This window comes from Sphingomonas sp. NBWT7, assembly GCF_014217605.1.
Taxonomy (GTDB): domain Bacteria; phylum Pseudomonadota; class Alphaproteobacteria; order Sphingomonadales; family Sphingomonadaceae; genus Sphingomonas.
Map to the genome: position 1 here is coordinate 2,614,126 of NZ_CP043639.1, position 12,989 is coordinate 2,627,114.

The window sequence follows — 12,989 nt, forward strand, 5'->3', positions numbered from 1 at the left end:
GATTCGTCTCTATAAATGGTTAACGGGTTAACGCGGGGTCGACGGCGATATTGTCGATCAGCCGGGTCTGCCCCATGCGCGCGGCGGCAAGCAGGCGGCGCGGGCGATCAGCGCCCGTCGGCTCGCCCAGCGTAGCCGCGTCGACTAGCGCGACGTAATCGACGACGAAGCCCGCGGCGACGAGGCTCGCCTGCGCTTCGGCCAGCGCCGCCGCCGGATCATCACCGCGGGCAATCGCGCGCCCTGCGACACCCAGCGCACGCGGCAGCGTCACTGCCTTCGCGCGCTGTTCCTCGTCGAGGTAGATGTTGCGCGACGACAGCGCGAGGCCGTCGTCGTCGCGCTGCGTCGGCACGCCCACGATTTCGATCGCGAAATCGAGATCGCTGACCATCCGGCGGATGACGGCAAGCTGCTGGAAATCCTTCTCGCCGAAATAGGCGGCGTCGGGCGTCACCTGATTGAACAGCTTGGTAACGACGGTCGCCACGCCATCGAAATGCCCCGGCCGCGCGGCGCCATCGAGCCCCTCTGTCACGCCGGACACGGACACGTTGGTCGCGAAACCGTCCGGGTACATGACCTCCACCGGCGGCAGCCACAGCAGGTCGCATCCCGCATCGACCAGCAGGCGCGCGTCGGCCGCCTCGCGCCGCGGATAGCGCGCCAGATCCTCGTTGGGGCCGAACTGCTTGGGATTGACGAAGATCGACGCGACGACGCGCGTCCCGGCCCGCTTCGCCGCGTCGATCAGCGCGATATGCCCGGCATGGAGCGCGCCCATCGTCGGCACCAGCGCGACGCGCGCGCCATCGGCGCGAAAGGCGGCAACGGCAGCGCGCAGGTCGTTCAGGTCACGGACAGTCTGCACGCGCGTCGAAACTCCACTCGTAACGGGATCAACGGGCATCTATGGGGGAGTATCCGCGCGATCAACAAGGGATGCGACGACTTGCCGAGTGGTTCCGACAATACTCACGTCATCGTCTTCGCCAATGAAAAGGGCGGGACGGGCAAGTCGACGACGGCCGTGCACGTCGCGATCGCGCTTGCCGTACGCGGCGCGCGGGTTGCCTGCCTCGACCTCGATCATCGCCAGCGCACGATGGGGCGGTATCTCGACAATCGTGCCGAAACGGTACGCCGTACCGGCGCGCCGCTTGTCATTCCGCGCCATCGCACGGCGCACGACGATTTCGAGCCCGCGTTCGAGGCGATGGTCGACGGCAGCGACTTTCTGGTGATCGACACGCCGGGCCGCGACGATCCCTATGCGCGGATGGCGGCGGTGCGGGCTGACACGCTGGTGACGCCGATGAACGACAGTTTCGTCGATTTCGACCTGATCGGCCAGGTTCATCCCGAAACCTTCAAGGTCACCCGGCCGAGCTTCTACTCGGAACTGATCTGGGACGCGCGCAAGGCACGGGCGAAGGCGGACGGCTCGACGATCGACTGGGTCGTGCTGCGCAACCGCCTGCAGCATATCGAGGCGCGCAACATGCGCCGCGTCTCCGAAGCGCTCGACCAGCTCGCCAAGCGCGTCGGCTTCCGCATCATTCCCGGGCTCGGCGAGCGCGTGATCTATCGAGAGCTGTTCCCATCGGGCATGACGATGCTCGATGCCAAGGAGTTCGGCGCGATGGGGCTCGGCCATGTCGCGGCGCGCCAGGAATTGCGCGAGATGATGGCCGGGCTCGCGCTGCCCGAACCGGCGGTGCCGCAAGTCGCATGATCTGGAAGCTGCTGATCGCGATGCTCGTCGCCTACGCCGGGTGGAAGCTGTGGAAGGACGCGCTCGGCAGCGGCAAGCGAGCGGTACGATCCGGCCCAACGGTCGACCCGGCCGACGCGATCGCTGCGCGCCGCCTGCTCGGGCTCGATGCCTCTGCCGACGAGCGCGGGATACGCGATGCGCACCGCCGGCTGATGAGCGAGGCGCATCCCGATCGCGGCGGATCGCCCGAACGCGCCCGCGCGCTCAACGCCGCGCGCGATCTGTTGCTGCGCCGGGGTTAACCCAGCCGCGCGAACAGCAGCGCGATGTAGACGACGACCATCGCGGCGATGGCGACGGCGCTGATCTCGTGCAGTCGGGCACGGCGACTGATCGAACAGGCCAGTGCGATCGCGGCGAAGGCGGCGTGGAACAACAGGTTGATGCCCGACGGCAGATAGCCGTCGATGATGAGATCCTTGAACCCGCTGACGAGCAGGATCGCGACGAGGATGGCAAAGAACGGTCGCGTCTCGCGATAATAATGCTCGCGCAAATCGGCCGGCTCGTGGAGCGCGAAATCGGGCAGGACGAGCGCGGCGAGCATGTAGAGCAGCGTCGTCTGCACCAGCACGATGCCGAATTCAGCGAAGGTCCACTCGGCGTGATCGGCCAGTCCGAAGCTCGCCCACCACATCTGCACCGCCATCAGCAGGATCGTCCCGGCCCATAGCAGCACCGGCGGGTACGGCCGCACGTGGCGCCGCGACAGCAGCAGGCCGCGCACGCCCTGCAGCACCTGCGTGATCGCCAGCCCGAGGATGATCGATAGCAGCACCGAGAGATAGGAGAAGGCGTCCACCCAGGCAGTGTCACCGCGACGCCGCCGGGGATCAAGCGCCGTATCGATCGACCGACATGCGGACGCATCGCACGGTGAAGGTCGCGACGGCGGGGATGACGCGCCCTGATCGGAGCCCTAAGCATGCCCGATGCGGCACCTCTTCGATCCCTCGATCCTGCGTGAATACGACATTCGCGGCACCGTCGGCGGCAATCTCGCGCCGGAGGACGCGCGCGCGCTCGGCCGTGCGTTCGGCACGATCGTGCGGCGGCAGGGCGGCGCGCGGGTCGTCGTTGGGCGCGACGGGCGCGTGTCCTCGCCGGCGCTCGAGGCGGAACTGGTGGCCGGGTTGCGCGCCGCGGGTATCGCTGTGGTGCGGATCGGGCTCGGGCCGTCGCCGATGCTCTACCATGCCGAACGCCTGCTCGACGTCGACGCCGGCATCCAGGTGACCGGCAGCCACAATCCCGCTGACGATAACGGGTTCAAGATGGTGCTTCGCCACCGGCCGTTCTTCGGTGCGGACATCAAGGCGCTGGCGCAGCTGTCCGCGACGGGCGACGTCGAACATGGGGCAGGATCGGTCGACGAAGTCGACGTGCTCGACGGCTACGTCGCCTCGCTCGTGTCCGGCGCGCCGATCCCGTCGCTTCGCATCGGCTGGGATGCCGGCAACGGCGCGGCCGGGCCGGCGATCGAGCGGCTGGTGCGGCTGCTGCCCGGCAAACACCACCTGCTCTTCACCGATGTCGACGGCCGCTTTCCCAACCACCATCCCGATCCGACCGAGGCGGTGAACCTCGCCGACCTGCGCCGCCTCGTCGCCGCGAACGATCTCGATCTCGGCGTCGCCTTCGACGGCGACGGCGACCGGATCGGCGCGATCGACGCGCAGGGGCGGATCGTCGCCGGCGACCAGTTGCTCGCGATTCTCGCTGAGCCGACGCTGCGTACGCATCCCGGCGCGGCGATCGTCGCCGACGTGAAGGCAAGCGCCACGCTGTTTGAGCGGATCGCCGAGCTGGGCGGCAGGCCGGTGATGTGGAAAAGCGGGCACAGCAACATCAAAACGATGATGCACGAGGTCGGCGCGCCGATCGCGGGCGAGATGAGTGGGCATCTGTTCTTCGCCGAACTTGGCGGCCACGACGACGCGCTGTTCGCAGCGATCGCGCTGATACGCGCGATCGGAGATAGCGGGCGCAGCCTTGCCGATTTGCGCGACGCGATGCCCGATGTGGTGGCGACGCCCGAGCTGCGCTTCGCCGTAGATCCGCATCGTGCTCAGGCGATCATCGACGAGGTGCTCGCGCGGCTCGAGGCCGAGGGTGCGAGCGTCGATCGCACCGATGGGGCGCGGGTCACCACGCGTGACGGATGGTGGCTGTTGCGCGCGTCCAATACGCAGGCGATGCTGACCGCGCGGGCCGAGGCGCGCGACGCGGCGGCGCTCGACCGGCTCGTCGCGGCGATCGATACGCAGTTGCTGGCGAGCGGTGTGACGCGCGCTGTCGGCGGATGACACCGGGCGTCGCGATCCCCACATAACGCGCATGCGTCAGCAACCCAGTATCATCCGCGTGATCGACCTCGAGACGACGGGCAACGCCCCGCCCGCGCACGGCGTGTGCGAGATCGGGTGGCAGGACGTAGCGCTCGGCACCGATGGGCGCTGGGAATTGTATGGTGAGGGCGGCAACCGGCTGGTCAACCCCGGCCGCGCGATGCCGCCGATCACGCAGGCGATCCATCACATCCGTGACGAGGACGTCGCCGACGCGCCATGGTGGCACGACGTCGCGCGCGCGGTGCTCGATCCCTATCCGCGGCGCGTCGCGCTGGCCGCGCATCGCGCCGATTTCGAGCAGCAATTCTGCACGCCCGCGATGACGCACGGCGCGGACTGGATCTGCACGTGGAAGTGTGCGCTGCGGCTGTGGCCCGACAGCCCGAGCTTCTCGAACCAGGTGCTGCGCTACTGGCGCAAGCCGCATGGGCTGGATCACGAGCGCGGTCTGCCGGCGCATCGCGCCTTTCCCGACGCCTATGTCACCGCGCATCACCTGCGCGACATGCTCAACGAGGCGAGCGTCGCGCAGCTGATCGAATGGTCGAGCATCCCGGCGCTGCTGCCGCGCGTGCGCTTCGGCGCCGATCGCGGCAAGCCATGGACCGAGATCGAGGAGGAGAGCCTCGTCAAATTCCTGACCGATCGCGATCCCGACGTCCGCTTCACCGCCGAGACCGAGATGGCACGGCGGCGCGGCGGCGGTCACGTCGGCCGGATGACCGCGCAGGACTTGCTACTTTGACGCGCGGCTGCGGCTGACGCTGACGCATGTTGGCGGTGCGATACTGGTCTTCGTCCGATTGGGCGCCTAGACGCGCTGGCGATGGCTGGCGAACGCGAGCAGCGACTGAACGTCTCCGAAGGCCGCATCGGCCGGCTCCTCGTTGCCTTCATGGCGGCGGGCTTCGTTGCGCTGCTCGCCGCTGGCATCGCGGCGGCGTGGGTGACGGGACAGCTTGCGCAGCACAGTCAGGCGGTTGCGCATACCTATCAGGTCGAACTGGCGATCGCCGATATCCGGCGACTGATCGAACAGGGTGAGACGACGCGCCGCGGCTATCTCCTGGCGCCGCAAACGCCAGGGTTCCTAACCGCCTATCGCGAGGCGGCGGCAGGACTGCCGCGTGCCGCGCAAAAGCTGCGACGGCTGACGGATGATAATCCGCGTCAGATCGGCAATCTGCGCCTGCTTGAGGCGCGGATCGGCGCCCTTGGCGCGCTGCGTGAACGATCGATCCTGCTGATCGCCGACGGTCGCGTCGCGCAGGCGATCACTGAATTTCGCGCGGAACTGAGCGCCGCGCGCCTGCGCGAAATCCGTGCGACGTTCAACGCGATGTCCCGCGAGGAACGCCGCCTGCTCGCGGAGCGCGATGCCGAGCAACAGCGCAGTCTCGCGCTGTTCTACACGGTCCTGATCGTTGCCGGCGTCCTGCTGCTTGTCGTCGCGCTGGCGTCGCTGCTCGTCGTGCTGCGCTTCACCGGTGACGTTGCCCAGTCGCGCGAGCAGTTGCGGCAGCTTAACGAAAGCCTCGAGGCGATCGTCGTCGATCGGACGGCGGATTTGACGCGCGCCAACGATGAGATCCAGCGATTCGCCTATATCGTCAGCCACGATCTGCGTTCGCCGCTCGTCAACGTGATGGGCTTCACCGCCGAGCTCGAGGCGTCGAGCGCGACGCTGCGCGCGCTGGTCGATCAGGCCGAGGCGGAGGCGCCGGCGATCCTCACCGAGGATGCGAAGCTCGCCGCGCGCGAGGACTTGCCCGAGGCGATCGGTTTCATCCGTACGTCGACGCAGAAGATGGACCGGCTGATCAACGCGATCCTGGCGCTGTCGCGGCAGGGGCGCCGGGTGCTCGCACCCGAGCCGCTCGACCTGGAACAGATGGTGTCGTCGATCCGCGATTCGATGGCGCACCGGCTCGACGAGACCGATGGCACGATCACCGTCGATGGTACGCTGCCGCATCTAATCAGCGATCGTGTCGCGATCGAGCAGGTGCTGTCGAACCTGATCGAGAATGCGGTGAAATATCGCGATCCCAAGCGGCCGGTCGCGATCCGCGTGAGCGGTGCGCAGGCGGGCGACCGCGTGTGGCTGTCGGTGACCGACAACGGCCGCGGCATCGACCCGCGCGATCACGAGCGGGTGTTCGATCTCTTCCGCCGGTCGGGCGTGCAGGATCAGCCGGGCGAGGGGATCGGGCTCGCGCACGTCCGCGCGCTGACCTATCGCCTTGGCGGCACGATCACGCTGCGATCCGCGCTTGGCGAGGGCGCAACCTTCCGCCTATCGCTGCCATCGACGTTGAATTTGCAGGAAAAGCCATGAACGCGCATCAATCCGTCAGCATCGTGATGATCGAGGACGACGAGGGCCACGCCCGGCTGATCGAGAAGAACATCCGGCGCGCAGGCATCCTCAACGACATCAAGCATTTCCTGGATGGCACGACGGCGCTCGACTATCTGTTCAACGCGCCCGACGGACCGGCGCTGAACGGCCCCGCGCTGGTGCTGCTCGACCTCAACCTGCCGGACATGAGCGGCACCGACATCCTCGCCCGGATCAAGCAGTCCGACGGGCCGGTGAAGCGCACCCCGGTCGTCGTACTGACCACCACGGACGACAGCCGCGAGATCCAGCGCTGCTACGATCTGGGTGCCAACGTCTACATCACCAAGCCGGTGAACTACGAGAGCTTCGCCCAGGCGATCCGCCAGCTCGGACTGTTCCTGTCGGTGATCCAGGTTCCCGACATCGAGGAGTGATGGACCGCATCCTCTACATCGACGACGACGAGGGGATTCGCCGGCTAGCCTCGCGTGCGCTGGCGCGGCGCGGCTGGGACGTGACGACCGCCGACGGCGGCGAGGCGGGCGTCAGGATAGCGGCCGAGCAGAAGTTCGCGCTCGTCGCGGTCGATCACTACATGCCGGGGATCGACGGGCTCGAGACGCTGGCGCGGCTGCGCGCGCTGCCCGATCCGCCGAGCGTCGTCTACGTCACCGGATCGGAGGAGCAGCGCGTCGCAGTGGCAGCACTGCGCGCCGGCGCGTCGGAATATGTCGTCAAATCGGTTGGCGACGATTTCTTCGACCTGCTCGATGCCTCGTTCCGCGGCGTCGCGGCGCGCGCGCAGCTCGAGCGTCAGAAGCTCGCCGCGGAGGAGGAGCTGCGTGTCTCCAACGCGCGGCTCGAGGCGCTGCTCGCGGAGGTCAACCACCGCGTCGCCAACTCGCTGCAGCTCGTCTCGGCGATGGTGCGGTTGCAGGCCGGCGCGCTGAGCGATCCGGCGGCGCGCGCCGCTCTCGAAGATACACAGCACCGCATCAGCGCGATCGCGCAGGTTCATCGCCGGCTGTACACCGGCGGCGACGTCGAGCAGGTCGACATGCGCGAATATCTCGGCGCGCTGGTCGACGAGCTCGCCGAGACGTGGTCGAGCGTCGAGCGGCCGCGCCTGCTACGGCTCGTCGCCGATCCGATCCAGCTGCCGACCGATCGCGCGGTGTCGCTCGGCGTCATCGTCACAGAACTCGTCAGCAACGCCTGCAAATACGCTTATCCTGCGGGCAGTGGAGAGATCCGCATCGCGCTGCATCGTGACGGCGACGCCGTCTTCCTGCTCGCGGTCGAGGACGACGGCGTCGGGCTGAGCGGTGCGGTGGCGCCCGGCGGCACCGGCGTCGGTACCAAGCTGATCCGCGCGATGGCACAGAGCCTGCAAACGAGCATTGAGTACGATTCTGCCCATCGCGGCACGCGCGCCACGCTGCGTGCGGCGCTAGCCTGATCTTGCCTTGAGGGAATTGCCATGAAGACCCGCGCCGCCGTCGCGTTCGAAGCCAAGAAGCCGCTCGAAATCGTCGAGCTCGACCTCGAGGGGCCGAAGGCGGGCGAGGTGCTGGTCGAGATCATGGCGACGGGCATCTGCCACACCGATGCCTATACGCTCGACGGGCTTGACAGCGAGGGGCTGTTTCCCAGCGTGCTTGGCCATGAGGGCTGCGGCATCGTGCGCGCGGTGGGGCCGGGGGTGACGAGCGTCGTTCCCGACGATCATGTGATCCCGCTCTACACGCCGGAATGCCGCCAGTGTAAGTCGTGCCTCAGCCAGAAGACCAACCTGTGCACCGCGATCCGCGCGACCCAAGGCAAGGGGCTGATGCCGGACGGCACGAGCCGCTTCAGCTACAAGGGGCAGCCGATCTTCCATTATATGGGCTGTTCCACCTTCTCGAACTTCACCGTCCTGCCCGAGATCGCCGTGGCGAAGATCCGGCCCGACGCGCCCTTCGATACCAGCTGCTACATCGGCTGCGGCGTGACGACGGGGGTAGGCGCGGTAGTCAACACCGCCAAGGTCGAGCCGGGCGCGACGGTAATCGTCTTCGGGCTGGGCGGGATCGGGCTCAACGTGATCCAAGGCGCGAAGTTCGCCGGCGCCGCGCGCATCATCGGTGTCGACATCAATCCGGACCGTGAGGAATGGGGCCGGCGCTTCGGCATGACCGACTTCGTCAACCCGAAGTCGGTCGGCGACGTCGTGCAGCATCTCGTCGCGATGACCGACGGCGGCGGCGACTATACGTTCGACTGCACGGGCAACACGGTAGTGATGCGGCAGGCGCTCGAGAGCGCGCACCGCGGGTGGGGCGAATCGATCGTCATCGGCGTCGCCGAGGCCGGCAAGGAGATCGCGACGCGACCGTTCCAGCTCGTTACCGGACGGGTGTGGAAGGGGACGGCGTTCGGCGGCGCGCGCGGCCGGACCGACGTGCCCAAGATTGTCGAGTGGTACATGAACGGACTTATCGAGATCGACCCGATGATCACGCACCGGTTGAGCCTCGACGAGATCAACAAGGGGTTCGACCTGATGCACGCCGGCGAGAGCATCAGGAGCGTGGTGGTTTACTGACTTGCGTGTGCCGGCCAAAACCCGGCACGATGACGATGCAGATAAAGGGAGAGGATGCATGTTCAGTCACATGATGGTCGGATCGAACGACATTGGCCGATCGAAGAAGTTCTACGACGCGCTATTCGCATCGGTCGGCGGCAAGCCGGCGATCGAGGACGACAAGGGCCGCCTGATCTACATGCACAACGGCGGTCTGTTCCTCGTCACCAAGCCGATCGACGGCGAGCCGGCGACACACGCCAATGGCGGGACGATCGGGTTCGCGATGGACAATCCCGAGCAGGCGAACGCGTGGCATCAGGCCGGCGTCGACAATGGCGGCACCGCGATCGAGGACGCGCCGGGCGTGCGCGAGGGCGGGTTCGCCAACCTGTACCTTGCCTATCTGCGCGATCCGGACGGCAACAAGCTGTGCGCGATGCACCGTATGCCGGCGTAATCGCGACGGCGCGTCGTGCGATCAGGCACGCGCGATGCGCCGTTCGGTGCCTTAGGCACGGCGCGATTCAGCGGCCCGAGCGGTCGTTTGGTTGGCCTTCGGTGTAGGCTTGATGTGGGGTGCGTGAGGGGTATGACGCGTTGCTGACGCGCGATCGCGGCAGCGCGATGCCCTTGCTCCATTGTAGATACGACAACGGCGGCGTCCGGGTGGGCGCCGCCGTCGTTCGTTGGTCCGGGCCGGCGGCGCCGGGCGCCGGGACCGATCAGAGCTTCTCGGTCAGTTCCGGGACGACCTTGAAGAGATCGCCGACGAGGCCGATGTCCGCGACCTGGAAGATCGGCGCGTCCTCGTCCTTGTTGATCGCGATGATCGTCTTCGAATCCTTCATGCCCGCAAGGTGCTGGATCGCGCCGGAGATGCCGACCGCGACATAGACTTCAGGCGCGACGATCTTGCCGGTCTGGCCGACCTGATAGTCGTTGGGGACGAAGCCCGCGTCGACCGCGGCGCGGCTGGCGCCGACGCCGGCGCCGAGCTTGTCGGCGAGCGGCTCGATCAGCGCGCGGAAGTTCTCGCCGTTCTGCAGCGCGCGGCCGCCCGAGACGATGATCTTGGCGCTGGCGAGCTCGGGACGGGCGCTCTTGGCGATCTCCGAACTCTGGTAGGTCGACAGGCCCTTGTCACCGGTCGACGACACCGCCTCGACCGTTCCCGAGCCGCCTTCCGCCGCCGCCTTGTCGAAGGCAGTAGTGCGCACGGTGATGACCTTCTTCGCGTCCGATGTCTGCACCGTCGCGATCGCGTTGCCGGCGTAGATCGGGCGGGTGAACGTGTCCTCGCCCTCGACCGACAGGATGTCGGAGATCTGCATCACGTCGAGCAGCGCGGCGACGCGCGGCGCGATGTTCTTGGCCGAGGTGGTCGACGGCGCGACGAACGCGTCGTGATGCCCCATCAGATCGACGATCAGCGGCGCGACATTTTCCGCCAATGCGTGCCCAAAGGCATCGTCGTCGGCGACATGGACCTTGCCGACACCGGCGATCTTGGCGGCCGCCTGCGCGACGCCGTCGACGCCCTTGCCGGCGACGAGGAGGTGCACTTCGCCAAGCTTCGACGCGGCGGTCACCGCGGCAAGCGTTGCGTCCTTGACGGCCGATCCGTCATGCTCGACCCAAACCAGAGTCTTCATAGCTTCTCTTCCTTCCGAACCCGTATCTCCCACCGTTCGTGCTGAGGAGCGGCTGAGCCTGTCGAAGCCTCGTCTCGAAGCACATGCCCTTCGAGACGGCACTTCGCTTGCGGCTCAGCGCCTCCTCAGGGCGAACGGATGGATTTTACTTGGCGATGCCCATCGCCTTGAGCTTCATCACCAGCTCGTCGACGTCGGCGACTTTGGCGCCGGCTTGGCGCTTGCCGGGCTCGACAACCTTGAGCGTCTTCACGCGCGGGCTGACATCAACGCCGTAATCGGCGGCGGTCTTCTGCGCGAGCGGCTTCGACTTCGCCTTCATGATGTTGGGCAGCGAGGCGTAGCGCGGCTCGTTGAGGCGAAGATCGGTGGTAACGATCGCCGGCAGCTTGTAGCTGTCGGTCTCGAGCCCGCCGTCGACCTCGCGCGTCACCGTCACGGTATCGCCCGATACTTCGACCTTCGAGGCGAACGTGCCCTGGCCCCAGCCGAGCAGGCCGGCGAGCATCTGGCCGGTCTGGTTGTTGTCGTCGTCGATCGCCTGCTTGCCGAGGATGACGAGCTGCGGCTGTTCCTCGTCGGCGATCGCCTTCAGGATCTTGGCGACGCCGAGCGGCTCGACGCGATCGTCCGCGGTGACGAGGATCGCGCGATCAGCGCCCATCGCGAGCGCGGTACGCAGCGTTTCCTGCGCCTTCGCCTCGCCGATCGACACTGCCACAATTTCGGTCACCACGCCCTTTTCCTTGAGGCGAATGGCTTCCTCGACCGCGATCTCGTCGAACGGGTTCATGCTCATCTTGACGTTGGCCAGATCGACCCCCGTCCCGTCCGCCTTCACGCGGGGCTTCACGTTGTAATCAAGCACCCGCTTGACCGGCACCAGCACCTTCATTCGCTTACTCTCCAAATCAGTCGGCAACGCTTCCGTGGGATTTCCCGGGGAGGAGCGTCAGGCCGCCTTCTTCACCTCGGCGACGATCTTCTGCGCGGCATCGCCCAGATCGTTCGCGGGAACGATGGCGAGACCCGAGTTGGCGAGGATTTCCTTGCCCTTCTCGACGTTCGTGCCTTCGAGGCGAACCACCAGCGGCACCGAAAGGTTCACTTCCTTCGCGGCGGCGACGATGCCGTCGGCGATGATGTCGCACTTCATGATCCCGCCGAAGATGTTGACGAGGATACCCTTCACGTTCGGATCGGCGAGGATGATCTTGAACGCCGCCGTCACCTTCTCCTTCGAGGCGCCGCCGCCGACGTCGAGGAAGTTGGCCGGGAACATGCCGTTGAGCTTGATGATGTCCATCGTCGCCATGGCGAGGCCCGCGCCGTTGACCATGCAGCCGATGTCGCCATCGAGCTTGATGTAGGCGAGGTCGTACTTCGACGCCTCGAGCTCTGCGGGATCCTCTTCGGATTCGTCGCGCAGCTCCATCAGGTCCTTGTGGCGGAACAGCGCGTTGCCGTCGAAGCCGACCTTGGCGTCGAGCACCAGCAGATTGCCCTGCTCGGTCAGCGCGAGCGGGTTGACCTCGATCTGCGCGGCGTCGGTGCCGAGAAAGGCGTCGTACAGCGACTGCGCAACCTTGGCGGCCTGCTTGCCCTGATCGCCTGACAGGCCAAGCGCGTTGGCGACAGTGCGGCCGTGGTGCGGCTGGAACCCGCTCGCCGGATCGACGATGAACGTGTGGATCTTCTCGGGCGTCGAATGCGCGACTTCCTCGATGTCCATGCCGCCCTCGGTCGAAACGACGAAGGCGACACGGCCGGTGGCGCGATCGACCAGCAGCGCGAGGTAGAATTCCTTCGCGATGTCGGCGCCGTCGGTAACGTACAGGCGGTTGACCTGCTTGCCGGCGTCGCCCGTCTGGATCGTCACCAGCGTGTTGCCGAGCATGTCGGTGGCATGCGCGCGCACCTCGTCAAGGTTGAAGGCGAGGCGGACGCCGCCCTTCGCCTCGGGCGCCAGCTCCTTGAACTTGCCCTTGCCGCGACCGCCGGCATGGATCTGCGACTTCACGACGTAGAGCGGCCCGGGCAGCTGCTTGGCGGCCTCGACGGCCTCCTCGACGGTGAAGGCGGCGTGACCCGCGGCGATCGGCGCGCCGTACTTGGCCAGCAGTTCCTTGGCCTGATATTCGTGGATGTTCATGGAGCGTCGCACCTCGTGATGACGAAAGTTACGGAACGAAATTTATGGTGCCCTAAGCACAGCGAGGCCGGGGAATCCAGCCTAGCGTGCGAGTTTCCGCATCCTTGCCCCGGCGGCGGGGGCGTGCGGCGGCTGGCGATG

Annotated in this window: 14 protein-coding genes; 9 read left to right on the forward strand and 5 right to left on the reverse strand. The window is 66.9% G+C overall.

Translation table 11 applies throughout. From position 1 onward, the window contains the following. Positions 1 to 19: 19 nt before the first annotated feature. Positions 20 to 871 carry a pantoate--beta-alanine ligase gene (gene panC / locus F1C10_RS12685; RefSeq protein ID WP_185206675.1) on the reverse strand — a complete coding sequence of 284 codons (852 nt, stop codon included), beginning with the start codon at positions 869 to 871 and terminating at the stop codon, positions 20 to 22. 81 nt (positions 872 to 952) lie between these two features. On the opposite strand from panC, the gene F1C10_RS12690 reads away from it, so the two are divergent. After that, positions 953 to 1,735: a division plane positioning ATPase MipZ gene (locus F1C10_RS12690; RefSeq protein WP_185206677.1), complete on the forward strand. Its 783-nt coding sequence runs from the start codon at positions 953 to 955 to the stop codon at positions 1,733 to 1,735. Continuing rightward, positions 1,732 to 2,019: a J domain-containing protein gene (locus F1C10_RS12695; RefSeq protein ID WP_185206679.1), complete on the forward strand. Its 288-nt coding sequence runs from the start codon at positions 1,732 to 1,734 to the stop codon at positions 2,017 to 2,019. Before F1C10_RS12690 ends, F1C10_RS12695 begins: the two co-directional genes overlap by 4 nt. Here the strand turns inward: F1C10_RS12695 and F1C10_RS12700 are convergent. Continuing rightward, positions 2,016 to 2,579 (reverse strand): hypothetical protein, encoded by a 564-nt coding sequence (locus tag F1C10_RS12700; RefSeq protein ID WP_185206680.1) that lies wholly within the window; start codon positions 2,577 to 2,579, stop codon positions 2,016 to 2,018. The genes F1C10_RS12695 and F1C10_RS12700 overlap by 4 nt on opposite strands. A gap of 130 nt (positions 2,580 to 2,709) precedes the next feature. Here F1C10_RS12700 and pgmG point away from each other — a divergent pair, with 130 nt between their 5' ends. From pgmG to F1C10_RS12735, 7 genes are all read left to right on the forward strand, one after another. After that, on the forward strand, positions 2,710 to 4,083 hold the full coding sequence (pgmG, locus tag F1C10_RS12705; RefSeq protein WP_185206682.1) for a phosphoglucomutase/phosphomannomutase PgmG: 1,374 nt from the start codon (positions 2,710 to 2,712) through the stop codon (positions 4,081 to 4,083). 31 nt (positions 4,084 to 4,114) lie between these two features. After that, positions 4,115 to 4,873 (forward strand): exonuclease domain-containing protein, encoded by a 759-nt coding sequence (locus F1C10_RS12710; protein ID WP_185206684.1) that lies wholly within the window; start codon positions 4,115 to 4,117, stop codon positions 4,871 to 4,873. Between the two features lie 81 nt (positions 4,874 to 4,954). Beyond that, positions 4,955 to 6,466, forward strand: a complete 1,512-nt coding sequence (locus F1C10_RS12715; RefSeq protein ID WP_185206686.1) for an ATP-binding protein — start codon at positions 4,955 to 4,957, stop codon at positions 6,464 to 6,466. After that, positions 6,463 to 6,906, forward strand: a complete 444-nt coding sequence (locus tag F1C10_RS12720; protein WP_085810066.1) for a response regulator — start codon at positions 6,463 to 6,465, stop codon at positions 6,904 to 6,906. Before F1C10_RS12715 ends, F1C10_RS12720 begins: the two co-directional genes overlap by 4 nt. Next, positions 6,906 to 7,931: a sensor histidine kinase gene (locus F1C10_RS12725; protein WP_185206688.1), complete on the forward strand. Its 1,026-nt coding sequence runs from the start codon at positions 6,906 to 6,908 to the stop codon at positions 7,929 to 7,931. Before F1C10_RS12720 ends, F1C10_RS12725 begins: the two co-directional genes overlap by 1 nt. Positions 7,932 to 7,952: 21 nt before the next feature. Next, on the forward strand, positions 7,953 to 9,059 hold the full coding sequence (locus F1C10_RS12730; protein ID WP_185206690.1) for an S-(hydroxymethyl)glutathione dehydrogenase/class III alcohol dehydrogenase: 1,107 nt from the start codon (positions 7,953 to 7,955) through the stop codon (positions 9,057 to 9,059). A gap of 58 nt (positions 9,060 to 9,117) precedes the next feature. Next, on the forward strand, positions 9,118 to 9,501 hold the full coding sequence (locus F1C10_RS12735) for a VOC family protein (RefSeq protein ID WP_185206692.1): 384 nt from the start codon (positions 9,118 to 9,120) through the stop codon (positions 9,499 to 9,501). Between the two features lie 265 nt (positions 9,502 to 9,766). On the opposite strand, the gene F1C10_RS12740 is transcribed toward F1C10_RS12735, so the two are convergent. The 3 genes from F1C10_RS12740 to sucC form a co-directional block, all read right to left on the reverse strand. Beyond that, positions 9,767 to 10,696 (reverse strand): electron transfer flavoprotein subunit alpha/FixB family protein, encoded by a 930-nt coding sequence (locus F1C10_RS12740; protein WP_185206694.1) that lies wholly within the window; start codon positions 10,694 to 10,696, stop codon positions 9,767 to 9,769. 145 nt (positions 10,697 to 10,841) lie between these two features. Further along, positions 10,842 to 11,591, reverse strand: coding sequence for an electron transfer flavoprotein subunit beta/FixA family protein (locus F1C10_RS12745; protein WP_085810071.1), 750 nt, complete (start codon positions 11,589 to 11,591; stop codon positions 10,842 to 10,844). A 57-nt stretch (positions 11,592 to 11,648) separates the two neighbouring features. Continuing rightward, positions 11,649 to 12,848 (reverse strand): ADP-forming succinate--CoA ligase subunit beta, encoded by a 1,200-nt coding sequence (sucC, locus tag F1C10_RS12750; protein ID WP_185206696.1) that lies wholly within the window; start codon positions 12,846 to 12,848, stop codon positions 11,649 to 11,651. Between the last annotated feature and the right edge of the window lie 141 nt (positions 12,849 to 12,989).